The organism is Ferdinandcohnia sp. SAFN-114, assembly GCF_059415045.1.
Map to the genome: position 1 here is coordinate 71,146 of NZ_JBPFDQ010000003.1, position 24,282 is coordinate 95,427.

General features: G+C 37.7%; 19 protein-coding genes. 1 reads left to right on the top strand and 18 read right to left on the bottom strand.

Annotated elements, in window-relative coordinates:
• Positions 1-118: 118 nt before the first annotated feature.
• Positions 119-712 (bottom strand): DUF5317 family protein, encoded by a 594-nt coding sequence (locus ACR65M_RS01785; RefSeq protein ID WP_121445628.1) that lies wholly within the window; start codon positions 710-712, stop codon positions 119-121.
• Positions 713-944: 232 nt separating this feature from the next.
• On the opposite strand from ACR65M_RS01785, the gene ACR65M_RS01790 reads away from it, so the two are divergent.
• Entirely contained in the window at positions 945-3,164 is a 2,220-nt protein-coding gene (locus ACR65M_RS01790; RefSeq protein WP_341333081.1) for a YhgE/Pip family protein, read from the top strand.
• Between the two features lie 246 nt (positions 3,165-3,410).
• Here ACR65M_RS01790 and ACR65M_RS01795 read toward each other — a convergent pair whose 3' ends face one another.
• From ACR65M_RS01795 to hutI, 17 genes are all read right to left on the bottom strand, one after another.
• Entirely contained in the window at positions 3,411-4,046 is a 636-nt protein-coding gene (locus ACR65M_RS01795) for a YesL family protein (protein ID WP_341333082.1), read from the bottom strand.
• A gap of 53 nt (positions 4,047-4,099) precedes the next feature.
• Entirely contained in the window at positions 4,100-5,506 is a 1,407-nt protein-coding gene (locus tag ACR65M_RS01800; RefSeq protein ID WP_341333083.1) for an FAD-dependent oxidoreductase, read from the bottom strand.
• 13 nt (positions 5,507-5,519) lie between these two features.
• Entirely contained in the window at positions 5,520-6,857 is a 1,338-nt protein-coding gene (locus ACR65M_RS01805; protein WP_440272384.1) for an ABC transporter substrate-binding protein, read from the bottom strand.
• 26 nt (positions 6,858-6,883) lie between these two features.
• Complete coding sequence (locus tag ACR65M_RS01810; protein WP_121445622.1) at positions 6,884-7,771, bottom strand: carbohydrate ABC transporter permease; 888 nt, start codon at positions 7,769-7,771, stop codon at positions 6,884-6,886.
• 16 nt (positions 7,772-7,787) lie between these two features.
• A complete protein-coding gene (locus ACR65M_RS01815) occupies positions 7,788-8,672 on the bottom strand; it encodes a carbohydrate ABC transporter permease (RefSeq protein ID WP_341333086.1) in 885 nt (294 codons plus the stop codon).
• A gap of 203 nt (positions 8,673-8,875) precedes the next feature.
• The gene (locus tag ACR65M_RS01820) at positions 8,876-10,372 is read right to left on the bottom strand and encodes a response regulator transcription factor (protein WP_341333087.1); all 1,497 of its coding nucleotides are present in this window, start codon (positions 10,370-10,372) and stop codon (positions 8,876-8,878) included.
• Between the two features lie 64 nt (positions 10,373-10,436).
• Positions 10,437-12,179 (bottom strand): sensor histidine kinase, encoded by a 1,743-nt coding sequence (locus ACR65M_RS01825; protein ID WP_341333088.1) that lies wholly within the window; start codon positions 12,177-12,179, stop codon positions 10,437-10,439.
• A gap of 346 nt (positions 12,180-12,525) precedes the next feature.
• The gene (locus tag ACR65M_RS01830; protein ID WP_440272385.1) at positions 12,526-13,515 is read right to left on the bottom strand and encodes a C-terminal binding protein; all 990 of its coding nucleotides are present in this window, start codon (positions 13,513-13,515) and stop codon (positions 12,526-12,528) included.
• Positions 13,516-13,623: 108 nt separating this feature from the next.
• On the bottom strand, positions 13,624-14,634 hold the full coding sequence (locus ACR65M_RS01835; RefSeq protein ID WP_440272386.1) for a Gfo/Idh/MocA family protein: 1,011 nt from the start codon (positions 14,632-14,634) through the stop codon (positions 13,624-13,626).
• An 82-nt stretch (positions 14,635-14,716) separates the two neighbouring features.
• Positions 14,717-15,856, bottom strand: coding sequence for an N-acetylglucosamine-6-phosphate deacetylase (gene nagA, locus ACR65M_RS01840; protein ID WP_440272387.1), 1,140 nt, complete (start codon positions 15,854-15,856; stop codon positions 14,717-14,719).
• Positions 15,816-16,916: a LacI family DNA-binding transcriptional regulator gene (locus ACR65M_RS01845; RefSeq protein ID WP_440272388.1), complete on the bottom strand. Its 1,101-nt coding sequence runs from the start codon at positions 16,914-16,916 to the stop codon at positions 15,816-15,818. Before ACR65M_RS01845 ends, nagA begins: the two co-directional genes overlap by 41 nt.
• A 90-nt stretch (positions 16,917-17,006) precedes the next feature.
• Positions 17,007-18,320 (bottom strand): ABC transporter substrate-binding protein, encoded by a 1,314-nt coding sequence (locus ACR65M_RS01850; RefSeq protein ID WP_440272389.1) that lies wholly within the window; start codon positions 18,318-18,320, stop codon positions 17,007-17,009.
• 70 nt (positions 18,321-18,390) lie between these two features.
• Positions 18,391-19,215, bottom strand: coding sequence for a carbohydrate ABC transporter permease (locus tag ACR65M_RS01855; protein ID WP_440272390.1), 825 nt, complete (start codon positions 19,213-19,215; stop codon positions 18,391-18,393).
• A 16-nt stretch (positions 19,216-19,231) separates the two neighbouring features.
• On the bottom strand, positions 19,232-20,170 hold the full coding sequence (locus tag ACR65M_RS01860; protein WP_440272391.1) for a carbohydrate ABC transporter permease: 939 nt from the start codon (positions 20,168-20,170) through the stop codon (positions 19,232-19,234).
• Between the two features lie 43 nt (positions 20,171-20,213).
• The gene (locus ACR65M_RS01865) at positions 20,214-20,966 is read right to left on the bottom strand and encodes a glucosamine-6-phosphate deaminase (RefSeq protein WP_440272392.1); all 753 of its coding nucleotides are present in this window, start codon (positions 20,964-20,966) and stop codon (positions 20,214-20,216) included.
• 1,071 nt (positions 20,967-22,037) lie between these two features.
• Positions 22,038-23,021 carry an agmatinase family protein gene (locus ACR65M_RS01870; RefSeq protein ID WP_440272393.1) on the bottom strand — a complete coding sequence of 328 codons (984 nt, stop codon included), beginning with the start codon at positions 23,019-23,021 and terminating at the stop codon, positions 22,038-22,040.
• Entirely contained in the window at positions 22,993-24,282 is a 1,290-nt protein-coding gene (gene hutI, locus ACR65M_RS01875) for an imidazolonepropionase (RefSeq protein WP_440272394.1), read from the bottom strand. The genes ACR65M_RS01870 and hutI overlap by 29 nt, the downstream gene beginning before the upstream one ends.

Here is a 24,282-nt window from a genome sequence, read left to right on the forward strand (position 1 = left end):
GATATTCAACATCCTCCTCCTAGGTTAATCATTTATACTAGTTTCCAACCAGAAGTAAAAGCAAGTACAACAGATCCAAGGATAACTGCATTTAGTAAAATACGAGTTACTTTTGTTTTCATGATTTCACCTCCTTCAATGAAGGGGTTTCATCTTCTAATGATGTGTGTTTATTTTTATGTACCATTAAATATTGGATAAATTGGAAGACGCCAATGTTCATCACAACATCTCCAATACTAATGACTTGAGAACGCGGATACGGGTCCGTTAGAGGTATTATATCACCTAAAAAACCTAATCTACTACTCTCTGTGAGCAGTGTATGTTTCGCATAAAGCTCATTTTTTAATGTGTCTAAGTAATGCGGATCTAGTAGCGTTGCAGCAGACTCTAATACTGGCATTCTACCTCCGTTCAAAGCCATGACAAGGAAGTTTAGGAATGTCCCGATTAAAATAAGAGTAAAACCAGAATTATGTCGGTTCACCCAAAGAAACGCCATCCCAATCACATAGACAACCATATAAATATAGCCACTAAGAGACCCCAGCATTTCATACTTATTCTGTAGAAAATAAACAAAAAACTGCAGAAAAACAAGAATCGGAAAAATCCATCCGAATTTTAACTGTAAATCAGCCAATCCTCGCAAACTACCTTTTCGAAAAAAACCCACAATAATCGCAATGAGAATCCCATCAAAAACCATTTTTTACCCACCAATTTGTTAAATTTAAAATTACGTATTTCCTGCTTCTAACGAGGAGTAACCCCCATATTTCACCAATATACTACAAATTATATCAGAAAGTTTCAACTTTTACGGGAAAAATTCCCATGGAAACAAAATTTATGAAAACAGCCTTTCAAAAAGAATTTGATAATAAGTAAATATTCAAGGCATTACTAAAAGGAACGTCTTTTTAGAAAGGAACAACTCCATGAAAAATATCAGAATGATTTTTTTCAATGATCTCCGAAATACGTATACAAATTGGGTTGCAGCAGTTGTGATTACGGCTCTTATTCTACTTCCTTCTCTTTATGCCTGGTTCAACATTAAAGCGTCATGGGACCCATACAGCAATACAAACCAAATACCCGTTGGGATTGTGAGTGAGGATCAAGGGGCATCAGTAGAGGACAAGGAAATTCATATTGGTTCTGATTTAATGAAAACATTAAAGAATGACAACTCGTTTGAGTGGCATTTTATTGACCGCAACCTAGCAATGAAGGAAGTTAAGTCTGGCGACCTGTACGCAGTTATGATCATCCCCTCAGACTTTTCAAAAAAGCTTGGAACCGTCATCAGTGACAATCCTACGAAGGCAACTATTGAATATTATGTCAATGAAAAGGTCAACGCCATTTCACCCAAAATCACGGAAAAAGGGGCAACCGTGATCACCGAGCAGATTACCAGTCAGTTCGTTTCAACAGTAAATGGGATCATATTCGACGTTTTTAATCAACTCGGAACTGAAATAGAACAAAATTTACCAGATATTGAACGATTTCAATCCTTTATTTTTTTATTAGAAGAAAAATTGCCTTCCATTAAAACTACACTTGACGATGTTTACAGGGATATCATTCAAGCAGAATCAGTCATACGAGATAGTCAAGAATTGATTCCGAAAGTAAAGGACAAAACGAATCAAGCCTTACATACAATCGAGGATGCGAATACGTTCCTAACGAAAGCAGAAACTCGTTTTAATGAATTGTCGCCTATCGTAAAAGCGGATCTGACAAAGGTGCAAAATGCAACTCATCTCGTAGATGACTATATCCAGTCTGTAGATGTCAATCTTACAGAATTAGTGAATGCTGCCAACGCAGCCAAATTAGATATCGATAACCTACAAAACCTGCTAGCTGATTTGAAAAGCGTCGTATACAGCCAGGGTATCAACTTTAGTCAACTTGATTCACTCATGCAACATCCAGAATATGAACAATTACATGAAATACAGAATGAACTAAATCATTTAAAAGAACAATTCAATGACCAAGCCATAGTTCAAAACAATAATTTAGAAAATGCGATTACCAACGCAGACGCCTTAGAACAAAAAATAAATGATATTCAGAAGATAATTCAGGAAAACAAAGCGGAAATACCAAGCCTAGAGGAGATCAAAAGTTATTCAACAAACACAAGAGATCAAATCGATACATTCATTACTCAATACAACAATGAAATTGAACCGAGAATTCAAGCCCAGTTAAAAAATATGAAAGAGGTTTTACAAGGAGCAAAAGAGATCATAGTAAAAGTTCAAAAAATCATACCACAAATCGAAACAATCCTTAAGAACGCGAATGATCATCTACAAGAAGGGAAAAACACCATCGTGGCAGCACGAAATCAGTACCCTTATCTCAATCAAAAAGTCCATGAACTTGCCAAAAAAATACGAGATCTCAATCAAAAAGCTGATATCAATGACATGATCGAATTACTGCGAAATGACCCCGAGGCAGAACGAGGTTTCTTCGCCGAACCTGTTATTTTAGACTCCCACAAGCTATTCCCGCTTCCAAATTACGGGACTGGGATGACTCCATTTTATACAGTCTTATCATTATGGGTTGGCGGATTATTAATGATTTCACTTCTTTCGGTTGAAGCACACGGAGTTGAGAACATCACTGGCAGACAAGAGTATTTTGGAAAAGGATTCACATTTTTGGTGATTGGTATTTTACAAACCATTATCGTAACGATGGGAGATATGTGGATACTGGGAGTCGAGGTGAGTGCTCCCTTCTATTTTATCTTGTTTAGTGTATTTATCAGTGTTGTCTTTGTTGCGATGATCTACACCCTAGTATCTGTTCTTGGCAATGTAGGAAAGGCGCTCGCGATTGTGCTACTTGTTTTGCAAATCTCAAGTTCCGGCGGCACATTCCCAGTTGTCCTGTTGCCACACTTTTTTCAGTATATTCATCCCTACCTTCCATTTACGTATGCAGTTAGTTTAATTCGGGAGGCCGTAGGTGGCATTGTCTGGGGAACGGTCTTCAATAATATCTTAGTCTTAAGCCTATTTGGGATAGTAGCCGTTATTATTGGTGCATGGCTCAAAGAACCGCTAAATAAAATGGGGACCCCTATCAAACAAAAATTAAAAAAATCTGGACTGTTTCACTAAGTCCAGATTTTTTTATTTAGCTTTTAATTTCAATAGTGCTCCAAAATACTGGGAAGCAGGGGTAAGGTAATGAATCATATAGTTCACTTATTTCCTTCTTGAAATATACTATTATGGCCTTATTCCCTGTTTGAATGTGGTCAAAACTCTATAACGATAGTTTAATCCGCGTGAAAAAATAAAAAAATCCCGATTAGTATAGGTTCCTACCAAACGGGATTTTAATATTCTGATCTAATATCGCATTTAACCTATGATTGGGGACGAAGGACCTGTCCCTCTGTCCCGCAGGAACCCCCAGTTGTATGCGATGTAGGTGGTCCATAGTGCTGAGAGGCTGCCAAATAGAAAGAAAAAGGTGGCTGAGAAGAAAGAACATACGACAAAGATAAAAGCGCAACCACTAACTATCACAAGGCCTTGCAAAATATGAGAAATCCCAATGATGAACGCACTTTTTATATATGTTAGAAGCTTCATGTCAAAATGAACATATATTGGAAATAAAAAAAGGATAGAGACTAAATAGAGTAGCATTAAGCCTAACATTGAAAATTTACCAAAAATAATATTTTGTTCCGAAAAGAAATGATAATTAAATAAAAGAAGGAATCCTACCGTTCCAAAAATGAGCCCTAAGGCTTGCATTTGCACAAATTCACATTTATATTTCTCCCAAAATAACGGAAAGATTTGAAAATCACGTTCTCCCATGACCCATTTTCTTGTTACATGGAACATGGCTGCAGTGGAAGGCATAATTCCAAAAATCCCTAAGCCTAAAATGGTAAAGACAATCCATAAAATATTGACATACACGAGATTCATAATCCATTCAAAAAGGACATTGATTCTACCTAATAATCCCACGTTATTTATCATCCGGAAACCTCCTTATTAAAAAGAAAGGTCTGCTTCTATGCAGACCTCCCTAATCATCTACTTACTTCAAGATCGCCAGCAACAATTGCATCTTGTTGCCGTAAATAACTTTGAAGTTCACGAACTGATACTTCGCGGGTTTTTACTCCTTGCTGGGCAGATAATGCTGCTGCCACACCGGCTGCTTGCCCTTGTGCCATGGAATGCGATTGAACCCTAGCAGAAGCAAGTGCTTCATGCGTTGCCGAAATACAACGACCTGCAATCAAAGTGTTTTCTAAACCAACCGGAAGTAGACAACGGTACGGAATATCATATGCGTCATCCAATTCAACCCAGACATTCTTTTTATCCGTCGGGCTATGAATGTCTACAGGGAAGCACCCCTTTGCAATGCCATCGTCAAATTTTCTCCCTCGTAACACATCTTCTTGAGTTAGAACGTAATCGCCAATAATTCTTCTTGTCTCTCTAACACCAACATGTGAGGACGCTCCAGATAAAACGGCCTTTTCAAACCCTGGTAAATACTTTCGGGCAAATTTAGTTAAGGACATCACTTGTTCTTTTAAATCTAAACTTGCTTGAATGAGTTCATTGTTGTTTAGCGCATTTACTTTATTCAATCTCGTTGCATTGAAAAGTACATCACCCTTTTTAAAATCAGAAAAGATGGTGATTCTTTCTCGTCCCAAATTCAGCTCCCCACTTTGCTGACCTTTCGCAACTAGATCATTAAAGCCCGTTACAGCTACCATTTTATCAGCAAAATAGTCTGGTAGATTGTCAGGAAGAACTGGGTATGTTAACCAAACAAACTCATTTCGATTCTTATCTGTATACTCGATAAAACGATCAATATCCACATAACTCATTCGAAACATGGTCGTTACAGGCTGGCTTAACCCATCTTGCTTCCGTCCAAATTCAAATTCAGCACCCGCCTGGACGGCAATATCCCCATCACCTGTACAATCAATAAAAACCTTTGCTTCAAGTGTACTGCGAGAAGATTTTGTCTTAATACTAACGGATTCAATCTTCCCATTATTACTTGTAACAGTGTCAACATATGTGTTTAATAAAAGGTCTACTCCTGCTTCAATGACCATTTTGTTCAAAACATATTTTAGGATTTCACCATCAAAAGGTGTAATATGACCACCTGTACCTTGCGTATTACCAGGATCATCGTAAGGACATTTAAGAGTCCCCGTTGAACCTTCATGCTTAACCAGTTCATCCACAATATCTTGGAACACACCTCTAATGACCTGTGTATCCTGGTGATAGTTTGTCATCCAAGGTCCTACCATACTAGCAGTTCCAGCTCCACCTAAAAATGGATTTGGTTCAATTAATACTGTTTTTACACCCATTCTACCTGCAGCAATCGCTGCGGCAACCCCCGCAGGACCGCCGCCTATTACTGCAACATCATAGTTTTTTTCAAAAGTCATCTGTTAGCAACTCCTATTCTAATGCGCTATCGATCGCTTTTTTCATTTCTGTTATTGCTTCATCCGACGTTTGTTCACCAATTAAGACCTTCTCACCTTGCTCTTCAACGATTTTTTGAATTTCTGCCAAGTTATCAAATTTTGTATCTACAACAATGTCAATATCTTGATTTAGTACAACACGTTTGAAAGAATCAACATCAAATAATTTTTCTGGATTTTCACCTAATACTAATTCAGCTACTTTATTTGGATCTGCCTTTTTCCATGCCGGTACACGTCCACCAGAAATAAGCGGTTCATTTCCTTCTGTCACATACCATTTAACGAATTTCCAGGCTGCTTCTTTATTTTTTGATCGTGAGTTAATTGCAACGAAGTCTAAATAACCTGTTCCTCCACCAAGATATTTGCTATCTTCAGTCATCTTAGGTGGTGGAGCAAATGCAGTCACAAAGTCGTGCGGGTAATCTTCTAGGTTTTTAATACTTCGAATAGCAGCAGTTCCACTCCAGTTCATAGCCGCTTTTCCTGTTAAAAATAAGTCAGTACCTTGCATTTTGGTTGCTTTCGCTTCTGAGAATGGTGGCTGTACCTTCAATTCACGTTCCATGTTAACCATTGTATCTAAATACTTCTTGAAGACTGGATGGTCTACATTACTTGTTCCATCTTCCTTGAAAAATGCATTTGAACCAAGCTCTGTTTTAACTGCCTTATCCATCCATTCATAGATTTTAGGTTCAAGATTTCCAACAAATGAACCCCAACGCTTGTTTGGACCCTCTCCTTGGGATAGGGTAGTCGCATATTCCACATATTCATCCCATGTCCAATCAGTTGGAACTTCGAGATTTGCTTCATCTAAAAATCCTTTGTTGATCGTGACAAAGTCGTTTAAGATAATGGCTGGAATATAGTGTGTTTTCCCATCAATTTTAACAATTGAATTTTCACCAAAGTTTTCTTCAATATTAAAGCTATCTTTCTCAATAAATTGATCAAGTGGTTCTGCCATGCCTGCTTTAATACGTTTATCAAGCTTATCAATACGATAATTAACAAACACGTCGACTTCCCCACCTGCTAGAAGGGAGGTTTCTAATTTGGTATTACCCGCTTCATCGTTAACATACCTTACATATTCAACTTGAATATCAGGATTCGCTGCGTTCCAGTTATCTACTGCTTCTTGTGGTCCACTTTCAGCAGGAACAGCTCCCCAAAACTTCAAATGAACGACATCATTGTCCGATTTTTCATTCCCTCCATTGCTTGATGAGCTTGCGCAGCCCACAACAAAACTAGAAACTAACAACATAAAAGCAATTAAAGTTAGAAACTTTTTCAATTAAGACACCCCTTACATCTTTTTGTTTATCCCTTTATACCACTTGCTGCTACACCTTCAATAAACCACTTCTGACACGCTAAGAATAAAATAAGGACTGGAAGAATTGCACTAACGGCCGCCGCCATCATTAAAGTATAATCCGTACCAGATTCATCTATAAAATTAGAAAGTCCTAAAGGTACCGTAAATAATTCTTCACTTGTGATAAAAATGAGCGGATTGACAAATTCATTCCAATTCAGAGTAAAGCTTAAAATAATGAGCGAAACAAGCGCTGGCTTTGAAAGAGGAATAATGATTTTTGTCCAAATTTGAAAATGATTTGCCCCCTCCATTTGCGCAGCCTCTGAGAAATCCTTTGGTATAGACAAATAAAACTGCCTTAGTAAAAATGTGCCCAATGCGGTGAAAATACCCGGCAAAATAAGAGCCCAATGCGAATTATAAATCCCCATGTAATTAAATAAAACAAATCTTGGAATGAGGGTTACTTGCTCCGGAATCATTAGCGTTGCTAGATACAAGAGAAAGATAGCGTCTCTTCCCTTAAATTGAATTCTTGAAAATCCATACGCAGCAGCAGAACTGAATATCACAATTCCTATTACAGTGATGCCTGTCACTTTAATCGAGTTCAAATAGTACACCCAAAATGGCTTCGTTCCAAACCAAACCTCTTTATAATTACCCCATTCAAACGTAGTAGGAATCCACTCAATCGGAAAAGTAAATACGTCAATTGGTTTTTTAAATGAGGTTGATAACATCCAAATAAAAGGAAGGACCATACTGAGCGCAAACAACAATAATAGTGATGTAAGAATAAGCTTCTTCCAATTTTTCCTCAGCCATGACACGTTCTGCGTTTTTACATCAACACTATTTTTTGTGGTTACAACTTGCGCATCCATCACACCACTCCTTTCATTAGTAATTTACCCATTTCTTCTGTCCACGCCATTGGAAAACGGTTACAAGAAAGACGATTAAAAATAATACCCAAGCCATTGCTGATGCGTAACCCATGTCATAAAAACTAAACCCTGTTTGATAAATATAAAAAGTAATTACGCTTGTGGCGTTTCCAGGTCCACCTTGTGTCATGATAAAGATGGCAGCAAATACCTGGAATGACTGAATAATACATGTAACGAGAACAAAAAACGAAGTTGAAGATAATAATGGTACTGTGATCTTAAAGAAACTTGTAATCGGGCCAGCACCATCTATTCTTGCTGCTTCATACAGTTCCTTTGGAATTCCTTGCAACCCTGCTAAATAGATGATCATGTTATATCCAATATTCATCCATATTGTCATAATGATAATCGCCGGAAGAGCCCAGGTTGTACTTGACAACCATCCAGGTAAATCCGATATTCCTAGGCTTGCAAGAAATGAATTAATGGGACCGTATGATGGACTATAAAGAATGGCCCATACGACAGATACTGCAACAATACTAGAAATATAAGGCATGAAGATCATTAACCGAATTGTTGACTTTAAAAAGACTTTATCGTTTAGAATAACTGCTGTGATTAATGATAAAATCATCGTACAAGGAACTACGACAATGGTAAAAACGATATTATTTACCAAACTCTTAGTAAACCATTCATCGGACCACATCTTGATAAAATTTTCGAAACCAATAAAGCGGATCCCCTTAAGGCCTTCAAGAAAATTCCAATCTGTAAAACTAAGAACTAATGAAAACAGAATGGGAATTAACGTTAAGAGGCCAAATCCTATTAAACAAGGAAGTATAAATAACCATCCAGTTAAAGCCTCTCTATGCGTACGAATCAACCTACCTCCACCTTTCCTAGACCTTTTGTATATCTTTGATTGTAAGTGAACGATAAAGAGATAGGTACCGACATATGTTTGAAGATGAGGGACTATTCCATGAACTTGAAAGCCCTTACCTACAATTCTTTGATATCGCACTCCAATTCACAGAAAAGTCATAAAAATAGTATCAAGTGAATAACTTGATACTTTAACTTAGACTAGTTTTTTCCATTTTGAAATTGTACCGGAGTTAAACCCACGTATCTTTTAAAGATTTTTGAAAAATACTTTGGATCCTCAAATCCTACTTGAGCTCCTACTTCTACCCAGTCTGCTTGTCGATTTCTTAATAGTTCCTTTGATTTTTCGACCCGAGTCTCCTGCAAATAATGGGTAAAGGTTTTCCCAGTTTCTTTGGTAAATAAATTACTAAAGTAATTTTCACTTAGGTTAACCAAACTAGCGATATCTTGAACTCGCAATGGATCCATATAATGAATTTTTAGATATTCAATTGCTTTTTGTATTTCAAATCTACTCTTTGAAGATTTTATTGCTTGAAGCATTTCTTGAATCACAAGATGAAGGCGGTAACACCATTCACGAAGTTCAAAGTACGTTTTGAATTGTTGAATTTGCTCAAATGGAGATTGACCTTGGAGCATTCCCTCAAGATTTCCCCCCCAGTCTCTTAACAACATAATATTTGTTGATAACCACTGGTACACACTGTCCCGTACAGATTGTGGGGGGATAGATTCATCAATTGCAATAGGGAATAACTTGTTAAAAGCATCGTCAGCTTTATCAGTTGCATCTCCCTCAATATACACTTGATAATCTTTAAGCGATTGAGACTCAAAGAATGTAGAGTATTCTCTTTTGGAGGGGTGTACTTCCTGATAGAGAATGACATGTCCATCTCCTCTATGGAATCTGTATTCATTTGCTTGGATAGCTTGTTCTAAGGCTACTTTTCGATTACTGACGTCTCCAAAAATTTTACTTAAACCAATAGAGGATTTATTATAATTCTTATGTAACAGCAATACTGCATTTTCAAGATATTCCGCATCTATTCCACTTATAAAGAATAGGAAATGATCCAATTCTAGCTCTTCAACTAGTGAAAAAGTTACTCCTTTGGACTGTTTCAGAATTGATTGGATTTCCGAGTAATCCATTTGATTTCCACTAAGAATACCTACCTGATACAGATTACTTTCCCTAAGAGATTCATCATCTACCATTGAGGTACCCAATAACCAATCTTCTAGTTTATGGTTCTGCCCATTTTTCGCAACTTGATTTTGAATATTCGAAGATGAAGTGTCACTTTGATCTATTGTATTTTTTAGATTTAAGACCACACGCAATAACTCCTCAGGCTCTGTAAGTTTATTGATGTAGTCATTGACACCTAAACGTAATGCTTCTCTAATGGTACTAAAATCATCTAGAACACTTAATATTAGTATTTTTATATGTGGAAGTTCTTGTCGAATTAAACGAATCATCTCTAACCCGTCCATATTCGGCATGCGGATATCTGTAATGACTATATCTGGGATATGCTTACGGATTAATTCCAGACCGGACTTACCATCTGAGGATTCGCCAATTAGTTCGATATCGTACTGGTCCCATGAAATACTTGAAATAATCCCTTTTCGAACAAATACCTCATCATCAATAATGACAATTCGAGTTTTCACTTAAAATCCCCCCTACAGCATTGCTAATTTACCATTGGATGACTGTTGGCTCTTCTAATAATGGTTAGAATCGTTTAACAGGTAATGATAATGTCACATATGTTTTTTCTTCTATATTATCACGCCATATCTTAATCCCATATTGTTCACCGAACATCATTTGAATCCGCTGATGAACATTTTTAAGACCTATACCAGAGAGTCCTTCATGTTTTTCTTTTTGTATGTCATTCATTAATTGACTAGCCTTCTCTTGATCCATATTTTTTCCATTATCTATAACATGAATTTCTAGGATGTCATTCGTTGATTGAGTGCGAATTTCCATTGTCCCCCCATGTAAAAACAATCCGTGATTGTATACATTCTCTACTAAAGGCTGAAGGGACAATTTAGGAACAATACAATCTACAGTATCAGGATTAATTTCTTCAATCACCTTAATTGAATCACCAAAACGATATTTTTGTATCGTCAGGAAGGCTTCAACATTCTCAAGCTCTTCTTTTAATGTAATTTCTTCTTGTCCTCTATGAATACTCATATCTAGTAGTTGTCCTAATGACATCAACATTTTAGTTATATTTTTTGTTCCAGCCATAACTGACATCCACCTTATGGTATTCAATGTATTATAGAGAAAATGGGGATTGATTTGTGCCTGGAGTGCTTCTAATTTAGCTTTTTCACGATTCCTTTCAAGCAAAACTCGCTGCTTTACATTATCTCGTGTCTGCGAAATCATTGTATTAAAACTCTTACCTAGGAGCCCGATCTCATCATTGTTTTTACTTGTAAATGTAACATCTAAATCACCTTCCTCGACTCGCTTCATTGTCTCACGAAGTTTGATTAAAGGACGTGTCAGCATGGTTGAAAAAAGAATAATAATCCCGATAAATATAGCCATACTTACCAACAATATAATAAAGACGATATTTTGAATTTTGCTGACATCCGTAAATATTCCATCATGGGATACAATTTGCAAAACCCTCCACCCCGTAAGTGGGATATGATAGGTACTAACAATCGCCTTCTTACCGTCGACCTCCCAATTAAATGTATCAATTCCCCTTGTAAGTGTTGGCTTAATATATTGATAGATTTGGTTAATATTCTTGCTTTCATCACCTATCATACTTCCTTGTTCATCCACCATAAAACCGTAACTGTCAGGAATATTCGTTCGAACTTTTAAGATATTAATATAGTTTTCAACAGGCTCACTTATAATTAAAACTCCTAAATTCTCGGTTAAACTTTGACTTTTGATCACCCTTGATACAGTTATAAACCCCTCTTTTTGGGGATGAATGTAATTTTCTTGGTTCAATGACCACACCATGAAGCCGTTTTGATCGACCGTCTGCTTATACCATTCCGAACGAAGGATTCTCTCATACGACGATTCCGAACTTCCCCAATTTGTATACATATTTCCATAATTATCGATTAAGGTTAAATAGACATTATCTGATATAAGAGTTGTGGAGATTTCGAGGTATTTATCATTAATTAGTTTACTAATATCAAGCTGCTCTCGTTCGGTCGTGTATGGTCGCTTTAATAATTCACGAATATGATCCTCCAACACAATTGAATTCGAGGCATACATCATTGCTTTTAATTTCCGCTCAATATTCATATTTACCTGATGTAACCGGTCAGACGTGGTTGATTCAATTTGATTGCGAAGTACATTTTCAACTTCTTTATATCCTATTATACTTGCTGCCAAAATAGGGATTAAGATAAAGGTAATAAATGCCACAATAAGCTTTGTTCGTAAGCTGATAAATTTCATAAAATCCCCCTACTACACATTCATTAAAAAATCGCTTACATTTCGTTTTCCTGAATATATATTTCGACAAATATCTACTATATCCTCTAACAAGCATGATTGGCTTTAGAAATGGGCAGGGTTTTTAATCTACTATGTAAATAGAGTAAGCGTGAGGTTGATTGCTACCATTGTTCCTTTCACCTAGTAATACTGTCCTTAAAATTCCATTACACAAGAAAAAGGGCACCTTCATATTTGAAGATGCTCTTTACAAAAAGGATGTCTATTTAAAAACAGTTCAAAACGTACAATGCAGCCCCTTCCCTATATTTGGATAGGGACAGAAGATCTCTTTACGAATACCCTATCGTTTTAAGGAGAACTTTTCTTGAACACTTCTATTAACCAAGTATTTTGGTAGTTGCCCTTTTAGGACATCCACTACATTTTGTGCGGTTTTTTGTTTTAAATCCATTTCCGACTCCTCCGAATAAAAGGCGACGTGCGGGGTTAAAAGGACATTCTCCATCCTAAGTAGTGGATGATCGCTATTGATTGGTTCTTTTTCCAGAACATCTAATGCAGCCGCTGCAATTTTTTTCTGTTCTAAAGCTTCAATGAGTGCTTGTTCATCAATGATAGGTCCACGTGCTGTATTAATAATACATGCCTCTTTTTTCATGAGGTTAAACTGTTCAAAGCCTACCATTCCCCTTGTATGTTTGTTAAGCGGAGTATGAATCGAAATAAAATCAGAACGTCTGCACAGTTCATCCAATTCCACTAAATCAACATTCATTTCTTCAGCAACTTCAGCTGGAACAAATGGGTCATACGCAATCACTTTTAATCCAAAGGCTTGGGCCTTTTTTGCAACATTTCTCGGGATGTTCCCAAAGCCAACAAGACCTAGGGCTCTATTTTTCAATCTATAAATCGGTTTACTTACTTTATAATCCCATTCGCCACTTTTTACAGAGTTATTTAAAGTTACTATTTTTCTTGCCAATGTTAGTAACATAGCAACGGCATGGTCCGCCACTTCATCAAGACAGTAATCCGTTACATTGGTGACGAATATCCCTTTTTCAGTTGCTGCATCGATATCAACTGTATCAAACCCTATTCCATATCTCGCAATCACTTTACAATTTTCTAATTGATCAATGACACGCTTGGTAAAAGGTGCATATTGGTGGATGATGCCATCTGCATCTTTCGCGATATGTATGACGTCTTCCTCGGTTTTACATTGCGCTGTTATGATTTCTGCATTTAGTTGTTCTAACACTCTCATCTCAGGCTCGAGTGTACCATATTCATAATCCGTGATGACGACTTTAAACTTTTTCATTTTTCGGCACCCCTATGTAATAGATTGAAATGCAGATGCTAAAACAGGAAGGATGAGCAACCCGAGTGGGCCAAGAAAATAACCTCTGACCCACAGGAGCTATGTCACTTAATCAACTACTCTTTCTGGTTTACCCGATTCAATCGACTTATGGGCAGCACTAAGGATTGCGGTGACATGATGAGAGCTTTCAAGGCTAATGTGGGTAGGTTGATTATCGAGTACGCAATCAACAAAATGTTCGATCGCTAAAGGGACAGCGCCTATTCGTTTACCCCCGATTTCAAAGTTTAGTTGGTTTCTTGGAGTCGCAAACCCATCAGGGCCACCATATTCGATATTCTCGATTTTTCGATCGAGGTAAATAACCTCTTCTTCTGTAACCACTTCGACAAAGGAATCAACAATTGTAGGATATGTATTCGGATAGATCCAGCAGGATTCAAAGGTTGCAATCGCCCCGTTTTCATACTTTGCCTGAATCTGGACTGCATCAGGGGTATCTATCCCTTTCCCTTTAAGTACTTTATGAACAGCTGTCGCATAAACCTCGACTACCTTTGAGTCAAATAACCAGTTCATTAAATCAATATCATGTGAGGATAAAAAATAAGCCGGCGATGTTTTATGCGACCATGTAATCATTTCTGTTGGGACAGCGATTCTATCATTCTTTCTGGCATAGCCCATAATTGGAGACAGATTTTTCTTTTGCAGTAGCTGTTTTGCCTGAGCATATGAGGATAACCATCGATTACTGAATAATGTCATCACTGTTAGGTTCTTCTGTTGGGCAAATGCAACGATTTCCCTACTTTCTTCAACACTTATGGTTAAGGGCTTTTCTACAAGCACATGCTTTCCAGCTGCCAATGCATCCATCACAATAGAAAAATGCGCGAAGTCTGGAGTAGCTATACTTACCGCATCAACGTCCTCTGTATCTAGCATTTCCTGATGATTTTCATAATACGTAACACCAAATTGATCACTTATCTCTTTTCCACGAGTGGGGTTCGGGGTTGCCAACGCTTTGATTTGGCTTCGATGGTATTGCTGATAAATCGTCATGTGCTGCTGCCCCATGATTCCTCCACCAATTTGTCCTACCTTCAGCATTTTATTAAAACCTCCCAGTTTATTAGGGACCTTTTGTAAATCGGATCCCGTGTGGGACGAGGGACCTGTCCCTGCGTCCCAGTTATGACCCCATTGATATTGTTTGTAGAATGGTGAAGTCTTTTTCTTTACCCCAATTGAATAGGATGAAGTCTGCTGGTGAGCCTACTTCAAGGGTTCCGACTCCGTCATCTGTTAGGCCAAAGAGTTCTGCGGGATGTAATGAAGCCATATTGATGACTTCTTCAAGCGAAAATAGCTCATTTTTTAACACCTTTTCAATTCCTACATGTAGTGGAGTAGCAGATCCTGCAAGGATATCTGGTGTACTTGCTAAATGTAGGAATCCATCTTCTTCAAGGACCACATCATCATTAATATGCGTGTGATAGCGACCTGGTGGTAAGCCTGCTAAATTTACAGCATCACTTGTTAAAATGGCCTTCTTGCCTTTAGCTCGAACCATGACCTTCAACGTCGAGTATGGCAGATGATGTCCATCTGGAATCAGTCCTGCCCAAAGTTGATCCTCTGCAAGTTGAGCCCAAATATAATTTGGATGACGCTTAATATAAGGATGTGCCCCATTGCCAAGATGAGTACTCATGGTAGCCCCTGCATTTACAGCTTTCTGTATATCTTCTTCCGTACTATTGGAATGTCCGATTGCTGCAACTACCCCTACTTTTGCTAGGTTTTCTATAAATGGTATTGCTCCTGGCTTTTCAGGCGCCAGCGTAACTTTGCGAATACGTCCCCCTGCAGCCTCTTGCCATTCTAAAAATTCATCCCAATCCGGATCTCGAACCCAATCTCGGTTATGTGCTCCTCGAGGACCATCCTCCGTTGAAATAAATGGTCCTTCAACGTGAATGCCAATAACCGCATGATTGACAACAGGGTCTATCTCACACGCCTTCGCTATTGTTTTAACACAGTGAAGGATCCTTTCTTTTGTTCCTGTTACAACCGTTGGACAAAACCTCGTTACGCCACCTTCTTGTAACACCCTTACAACATTTTGAATGGTCTCTACCGTAGAATCATGACTATTGATGTCAAAGCCACCAATGCCATTTACTTGAACATCAATCAGCCCTGGCGCAATCCAATTTTCAGCCTCTTCCGTTGCTTTCGTGATCGAAGAAATTCTCCCATCCTTGACTTGAACTTCAATCGTCTCACCGGTAACCCAATGCTTTCCAACCCATTTTTGTACCATGTAACTTCCTCCCAACATCAATTTCCTTTATGGAACCTCTTTCAATAAGCTTCGGTTGGAGCAAAATATCAACTTCATTAAATTCTCCATCCAGTACTTCCAGTAGGATTTTACAAGCGATTTTTCCCATTTCATAGTTTGGTTGATGAATGGTTGTGAGGCCTGGCGAAATCATTGAGGAAACTTCAATATCATCAAGGCCCATGACACTCACATCATCTGGTATTTTTAAGCCCATCTCATTCAACTGTTTGTAAACACCTAGTGCAGTCATGTCATTACAAGCAAAAATGGCAGTTGGTGGATTCTGTAAGTTCATCAGTTTTTCAGTCAAGTTTCTCCCATTTTCGAATTCGTAACTATTCTCAATCGATTCATATTCATTTGTTGAAATAAGGATGTATTCTTCAGGTAAATCAATTTGATATTGAAGCATCGCGCTGCAAAATCCATCAAAAACACTTTTTCGACTAAATCGATCAAGAGGAGCAGAAATAAACCCTATTTTCCGATGACCTTTTTTTAATAAATGCTCTGCAGCCATAAAACCTGCTCTTTCATAGTCAAATAGAATTTGCTGACAATCAAAGTTCTCCATTTTTTGATCCAATGCTACAAGAGAAACACCTCTCTCCTGTATCTCAGAAAACATGGAATAGTCATTAGAAATGGATGAGACAATGATTCCTTTCACTTGATTTTCATACAACGTTTGTAAATAACCCTTTTCAACATCCGCACTTCTCCCTGAATTACATAACAAAACCTGCTTACCTGCTTGCCTCGCTACTTCTTCAATTCCCAACAGAAGTTTCGGATAAAAAGGATTACTTATCGAAGGAAGGATTACCCCGATATTTGTAGTAATTTTCTTCTTAAGCTGACGTCCAATCATATTAGGCATATACCCCAACAAATCAGCCGCTTCCTCCACTCGTTTCCTAAGTAACGGTCTAACTCCATATCCACTATCACTTAAGACCCTCGAAACAGTGGCTGGAGAAACTTTTGCTTCCTTAGCAATGTCGTATATCGTAATATTTTTTTTAGATTCATTCATCATAGTTCTCCTCGTTAGACTACATCATATAAAGAAGGGTACATCCTCAAATGCTGATTAAAGGAATGTACCTCGACTTTTTTAATTACGTTATTTTACATTTTTATCAATATCATCAATCATTGCTTCAACTTCTTCAATGAATGTATCAAGATCCATTTCACCTGTTAAATATTGTTGAAGTAGCTTTGGTACTTCATTGATTAGCACTGGGTATTCTTTATAGAATGGAGCAGTGACAGACTTTTCAATGATTGCAAGTAAGTTGTCTTTCCATTCTGCATCAATTTTATCGAAATGCTCTTTAATTACAGGAAGTTTCCCCCATTCCGTACCAGCTGCAATTTGGGTTTCACCATCCATTAAAGCCTCTTGAATAAATTGAACAGCCGCTTCTTGATTTTTAGAAGCTCTAGGAACAATGATTCCTGCCGTAAATGCATAAGAACCATTTACTTCTGAACCTGGAATTGGGATAACCGTTGTATTTCCTTCACCTACAGTTGGTTCAGCCTCAGGAGCGTGTGAACCACTCTGTAAAAGCATGGCAACTTGATCAGCCTTATAGTTATTACGGCCCGCATCTTTGTTTGTGAATGTATCGATTGAGAAAACGCCTTCGTCAGCACCCTTTTTCCAAATCTCTAGCATTTCTCTCATTTCAGGTGTATCAAATGTTAATACACCATCCTTGTCGTAAAAGGTTCCATTCATGGCTTGTGCAACTGAAATTAATGTGGATTGTGCATTTGGTCCCCACTGAATTGTCATACCTTGTTGGGTAACCTTACCGCCTTCAACCTTTGTCATTTTCTTTGCATATTCATAGAGTTCATTCCAATCTTTCGGTTGAATCACTTTGCCATCGGCATCTAAAAGACCAGCTTCTTCAAACATTTTCTTATTCACATTGATTGCATATGTTTCTAAGCTGATTGGAATTGCAAACTGGAAGCCGTCAATCTCACCAAAGCTAATCGAATTACCAACAAAATTTTCTTTTGCAGTAGGACCTTGGAAAAAGTCCGTTTCATTAAAATCAATTAGTAAATCCTTTGCGAGAAACTGGACAGCCGTTGCAGTTCCATCAACCATTGCGATATCAACATCTGTTTTTCCTTGCGACCATTGTAAGGCAAAAGTAGATAGTACTGTTCTGTCTGCATATGGAGAAATTTGAACTTGGATATCTTCATGATTTGCATTGAACTTTTTAACTGCCTGATCTAATTTTAGTTTTTCAACCATCCACGCATCGGCCCCGAGTTTTAACGTTACTTTTCCGCTATCTTTTTCTTCTCCACCTGATATCTTTTGTGTTGGATCTTTCGATGAACACGCAATAGGGATTAATAACACAATGGAAATAACAATCAAACCTAGTAATCTAGCAAATCTCTTCATACATCTACCCCCTGCAATTTTTTATTATCATTGAGAACCTACTCGCCTAAATAACAACAGCTCCTCCCTTCTACCCTTTAATTGACCCTTGTGAAATACCTTCTACCATCTGCTTTTGGAAAATAATAAATATGATAATTGGCGGTAGCATCGATAAGACGATTACTGCAGCCAAAGTACCAAACGCCCAAACCTCTCCTTTAAAAAGGGTTAGACCAACAGTTAATGGCATGGATGCCTGGTCAGTCGCTAATGTTTTGGCTAATGTGTATTCACCCCAAATGTTATAAAAGCCATGGATGATGATAATAATTAATCCATTTTTGGCCATCGGCAGCATCACTCTCCACCATGTTTGGAAGACGCCACACCCATCGATTGCTGCTGATTCCTCGATTTCTTTTGGAATACTTAAGAAGGTTGCCCTCATAATAAAGATGGCAAATGGAAGCCCCACCGCTACGTTAGGTAGGATCAGTCCTAGATTTGTATTTAAGATTCCTAAGCGATTTTCCATAAGGTACATCGGAATAAGAAAGATCGCCAGTGGAAGAGTGATTGTCATTAGCAAAGCAACAAGTAAGATATCTTGTCCTTTAAACGGCAACCTTGCAAATGCATAACCAGCTAACGCACTTAAGATTGTGATCAAGATAACCCCAACAATGGTGATGATGGCACTGTTTACAAAGTAATTTGAAAAGCCTTCCGTAAATATCTTGATATAGTTATCAAAGATGATATTATTCGGGAAAAAGCTTTGTGGTACCTGAAAGATCTCTTCTTCTGATTTAAATGAATTGAATAATGTATAAATGAACGGAGTAATGAAAAACAATGCTGCTGCGAATAGAATAAAATACTTAATCCCACTACTTAATCTTGAAACTCTCATCATCTTCCCCCCTTCATTACGCCTTTTCTTTCGTACGGTTAATATAGAAATTAATTAACGAGAATACGAGTGCTAATGTTCCAAGGATATAAGCCATCGCTGAAGCATAGCCCATATCAAAATACGTAAAGGCTGTATAGTAAATTTCTTGGTAGAGTACAAGTGTTGAGTTACCTGGCCCACCATCCGTCATGACCATCGGTTCTACAAACACCTTCAGACCATGTAGGATTGCCCAGATTCCGGTTAAAATATAAGTCTCCTTTAAGTTCGGGAGGATGATATAGAAGATTCTTTTAAAACCACTAGCTCCATCAACCTCAGCAGCCTCAAGGATATCCCTTGGAATCGATTGCAATCCTCCTAGGAATAGAATGGTTTCGAATCCGATCGTTGCCCAAAGACTTACTCCGATAATACTCGCCATTGCCGTATCCCCATTGTTCAACCAGGCATACGTCAAAAATGGCATATTTAAGACGTCACCTAATATATGGTTTAACAGACCATAGTTTTCTTGGAGAATCCATAGAAATACAAGTGCTGATAAAGAAACAGGAACAACAATGGGCAAAAAGATAATCGTGCTAAGAAAATTATTGAATCGCTTCGTATGGAATATGAGTAAAGCTAATGTTAATGAGATAACCATTACGAGCACAAAATAGGACGTTCCAAACACAAATGTATTTTTTAACGAAACGATAAAGTTTTTGTCCTTAAGAGCTTCAATATAGTTTTCCAGCCCTATAAATGTTGGCTTTGCATCATATACAAAATTGTAATCGTGTAAACTCATATAAAACGAGTAGACAAGTGGATAAACCATAAAAGAAAAAATAAATAAGAAAGCAGGAAGAATAAAAAGGATGCCATATAGTCTTTTTTTCTGATTCATCGATCTAATCTTTTTAGGTTTAACCACCTTGTTCTCTAGCATCGGCTGGCTTTCCATAAGCTTGCCTCCCTACATATAGAAATCGATTTCTAAAAATTGGTTATTGGTATTGTTTTAGGCTTTCCTTATTCAGTTCGGAAGAAGATTGTTCGTCTAAAAATAGAGTAATGTCTGGGTGGGTTTTAAGAATGGTTGCGGGAATCATGTTGGTGACATCTTTTTCAAAAACATCTTTGATTGCTTTTGCTTTAACTTTGTGAGGTACACAGGAGATAATCGTTTTACAACTCATAATTTGATGAACTGACATTGAAATAGCTTGATTTGGTACTTTGTCTACAGACTCAAACCATCCTTCTCTTACTTGCTGTGCTTTGCAATCGTCATCTAAATTTACAATTATGTAGGGGTCCTTTGTGTCAAAATCAGCTGGAGGATCATTAAAAGCAACATGAGCATTTTCTCCAATACCAATTAATCCTAGGTCAATTGGTTCTTTACTTATTTCTTTGGATAGCTCTTTGACCTTTTCTTGATAATCGCCTTCTCCATCTACAAAATGGGCTTTCTTTAAGGAAACAAAATCTACAAATCGTTCTTTCAGATACTTTCTGAAGCTGGCTTTATGGGATTCAGGCAGGTTCACGTATTCATCGAGATGGAACATTTCAACCTTACTCCAATCAACCTCCATCCTTATCAGATGATTGATGGTTTCAAACTGAGAAGCACCGGTAGAGAGCGCGAGTCTAGCACTACCCTTTTCCTTAATCGCTCGATTTAACACTCCAGCTGCTTGAGCCGCAGCTTCTTTTCCAAGTTTCTCAGGAGTTTCTAGTATTTTTACATTCACATTAATTCCTCCATCCTTTTTAGAAATCGATTTCTTTTTAATATTGTTAATTATCTAAATATTTATTAAATAATAGCACGTTCGAAAGACTACGACAACGCTTTCAACATATTTTTTTTCGGAAACTGTGATACTTTCTTCCTAGATGTTTTAAAATACGTTGAATTTCCGGATGTTATTCCTAGTTTTTAAAATAAAAATTGATAAAAGTTTTATTAGTTACCACGTTCGGTTTCAGGCGAATTTCTAGAAACTTTTCTAGGATAGGGAGAAATATTTCATTTTTTCCTGTTCTTTCCAGATTAAAAATGTTTGAATAACACATTCTAATAAAAAATAGTAGGGTGGTTATGTTGATAGCAAATTTTTTTAGAATTGCAAATGCAATTGTGTTATGGGCTATTGTTATATACTTTCTTCCAAAAAAATCGTTTAAAAGATTTTTGCCAGTTACTTTATTTTGTTCGTGTCTTTTGTTAATACAAACACTCTTAAACCCAATTTTTAACTGGTGGAAGGTTAAAGGAGGTACCAAATACATGGTATTTGATGCCTTAGCCTTTATATTTGGTCCCTTTTTTACAATTAATATGTGGGTGTTTCATTTTACTTATGGGAAATTTTCGCTCTATGCATTAAGCAATTTAATCATGGATCTCATTTTCGCCTTTCCCTTAAACGCTTTTTTTCAAAAGATCGGTCATTATAAACTAAAAAAGTTTAATTCTAAAATCATCTTTTTAATTTTCTACTCATTTTCTCTTTTGAATTATGCTTTTCAGAAATTCTTCGAAAAGAATAACTCGGAATTAACTAACCCTGAATCCAGTAAATAAACTGGATTTTTTTTAGTGTGTCAAAACTCTATAAAAAAAATGACAACCATATAGGTTACCATTTTATCTTTCGCATTTTATTTTGGTGGGACGTGGCCCGTCTAAATGATATTCATACCGACCTGTTCATCTTAGAAATTCTATAAGTTAACAAAAAAGTCCATCACCAAATAGGTGATGAACTGAATTGAACTAGATAAACTTTTTCTTAAATATAATTATGTGAGCTTTAACCTTAAACACTACCATTTTCATCACGGCAAACCAGTCCTGTCACAAATTGTAACCATGCATAGACTCCGGTTTTAACCGTTTCTGATACAGCAGAATCCTTACTTGGATCTAAGCAAACAAAGTCAATATGACGAACAGAAGAATGTCTACCAATCTCTATCAAAGAATCAAACAACTCAGTGGTAGATAAGCCTCCTGGTGTGGAAGCAGGTACCCCTGGGGCAACCGATATATCGAGTACATCCATATCAACTGTTACATACACCCGGTCCACTTTTTCCGATAACTTGTTAAGTGCTTCTTTTACAGTTTGAACAAATCCCGCTTTGCGAGCTTCTTTCAACGTTACCATTTGAATAGAATGTTCTTTGGCGTATGTAACCAGTGGTCTTGTATTAAAATAGCCATGCAAACCTATATTGATGATATCTTCTCCTCGGACGGTTGAACCATCCACCAATTGTCTTATTGGAGTTCCGTTTGCAGGTCCTAATTCAGCCGGATCACGTACATCCAGATGGGTATCAAGTTGCAGGATTCCAATGGACTCATCTGGAAAAGCTTCCTTAACCCCTCTTACTGCACAGGCTGTTATGGAATGGTCACCGCCAATCATTGAGGTGATCGTATTAGGATAGGATGATGCTAAGTAACTTGTAACCTCTTGTATTCGATGGTGGGATAAGGGAATGTCAGTAGTATGCATTACGATATCCCCTGCATCTGCAACCTTGTAATCTACTAAATCAATATCCTCATCGATGTTGTAAGTGGAAAAGCCTTTCCATATCCGACGAAATTCCGTTGGATATAAGGATGCACCTGATACACTAATTGAAGAGCGTGAAATCGGTGCACCATATAGAAGAAGATCTGGTTTTTCCTCCATATGATTAATTTGTTTGACCCACTGGTGAACATAAATTGGGTCATCTGTATTCACATTCCAAGACCATTCAGGTGGTTGTAGCCACTGCTTGCTCATAGTTACCTACCACCTTTACACCCTTTTTCCAGACGGCCTTTACATGGTTAACACCAAACAAATATTGTAATTCCTGATAGTTCTTCACATTCCATAACACCACATCTGCTTGCTTCCCGATTTCTAGCGAACCTATTTGATGTTGACGATTAATCGCACATGCTGCATTATACGTTGCAGCCGTTAATGCTTCTGCAGGTGTCATTCGCATAGTGATACAGGCCAAGTTCATCACAAGCGGCATCGATGTAGTCGGGGAAGATCCTGGATTACAATCAGTAGAAATCGCAACAGCTACACCTTCATCAATCATTTTTCTTCCATCTGCTGCTTCTTCTCGTAAATACAAAGCGGTTGCTGGTAGTAAGCAAGCAATTGTTCCAGCTTTGGCCATTTCTTTTATCCCATTTTCAGAGGCCTTCAACAAATGTTCCGCTGAAATGGCACCAACCTTGGCTGCTAATTCCGCCCCGCCATATGATACAATCTCATCTGCATGTATTTTCGGAATCAATCCGTATTTTTTCCCTGCTTCTAAAATTCGTTCTGATTGCTCAGGCGTGAAAACATCCTTTTCACAAAAGACATCATTAAATTCCGCTAATTGCTCCTCTGCCACAATTGGAAGCATTTCATTAATTACATAATCAACAAACTTTTCCTCTCTCCCTTTGTACTCGGGTGGAACTGCATGTGCTCCCATGAAAGTTGGAACAAGGTCAATCGGATGTGTTTCTTGTAGTTCTTTCATGATTCGAAGTTGCTTTAGCTCGGTTTCAATGTCCATACCGTAACCACTTTTTCCCTCGACTGTTGTGACACCATGCTGTAAAAAGGAATCTAAGCGCTTCTTTGTTTGAGTGATTATCTCCTCTTCTGTGGCCTGTCGGGTCATACGGGTGGTTGCATGAATTCCACCACCCTCATTCATAATCTCCATATAAGAGACACCTTCAAGACGCATTTCAAATTCACGCTCACGGCTTCCACCAAAAGCAACATGTGTATGGGGATCAATTAATCCGGGCGTCACCAAGTAACCAGATGCATCAATTACTTCAGCCGTTTCTATTCTAGTTTTAAAATTCTGTTCCACTTCTTGAGTCGAACCTACCCCTTTAATAATTCCGTCTTCGATCCATAGGCTCCCATCTTCAATTATTCCTAATTGAGACATGGCTTCCTTTGAACGGGGACCTGCCTCTTCGGATACAAGCGTTGCCAGCTGTCCAATATTTTTAATCCAAATCGGTTTTCCCAT

Bases quoted from the DNA above. Each gene is read 5' to 3' on its own strand.
- hutI (WP_440272394.1), bottom strand. From the start codon at position 24,282: ATGGGAAAACCGATTTGGATTAAAAATATTGGACAGCTGGCAACGCTT.
- ACR65M_RS01845 (WP_440272388.1), bottom strand. From the start codon at position 16,916: ATGAATGAATCTAAAAAAAATATTACGATATACGACATTGCTAAGGAA.
- ACR65M_RS01790 (WP_341333081.1), top strand. From the start codon at position 945: ATGAAAAATATCAGAATGATTTTTTTCAATGATCTCCGAAATACGTAT.
- ACR65M_RS01785 (WP_121445628.1), bottom strand. From the start codon at position 712: ATGGTTTTTGATGGGATTCTCATTGCGATTATTGTGGGTTTTTTTCGA.
- nagA (WP_440272387.1), bottom strand. From the start codon at position 15,856: ATGGTACAAAAATGGGTTGGAAAGCATTGGGTTACCGGTGAGACGATT.
- ACR65M_RS01835 (WP_440272386.1), bottom strand. From the start codon at position 14,634: ATGCTGAAGGTAGGACAAATTGGTGGAGGAATCATGGGGCAGCAGCAC.
- ACR65M_RS01870 (WP_440272393.1), bottom strand. From the start codon at position 23,021: ATGAGCAAGCAGTGGCTACAACCACCTGAATGGTCTTGGAATGTGAAT.
- ACR65M_RS01850 (WP_440272389.1), bottom strand. From the start codon at position 18,320: ATGAAGAGATTTGCTAGATTACTAGGTTTGATTGTTATTTCCATTGTG.
- ACR65M_RS01825 (WP_341333088.1), bottom strand. From the start codon at position 12,179: ATGAAATTTATCAGCTTACGAACAAAGCTTATTGTGGCATTTATTACC.
- ACR65M_RS01810 (WP_121445622.1), bottom strand. From the start codon at position 7,771: ATGGATGCGCAAGTTGTAACCACAAAAAATAGTGTTGATGTAAAAACG.
- ACR65M_RS01800 (WP_341333083.1), bottom strand. From the start codon at position 5,506: ATGACTTTTGAAAAAAACTATGATGTTGCAGTAATAGGCGGCGGTCCT.
- ACR65M_RS01855 (WP_440272390.1), bottom strand. From the start codon at position 19,215: ATGAGAGTTTCAAGATTAAGTAGTGGGATTAAGTATTTTATTCTATTC.
- ACR65M_RS01795 (WP_341333082.1), bottom strand. From the start codon at position 4,046: ATGATAAATAACGTGGGATTATTAGGTAGAATCAATGTCCTTTTTGAA.
- ACR65M_RS01830 (WP_440272385.1), bottom strand. From the start codon at position 13,515: ATGAAAAAGTTTAAAGTCGTCATCACGGATTATGAATATGGTACACTC.
- ACR65M_RS01860 (WP_440272391.1), bottom strand. From the start codon at position 20,170: ATGGAAAGCCAGCCGATGCTAGAGAACAAGGTGGTTAAACCTAAAAAG.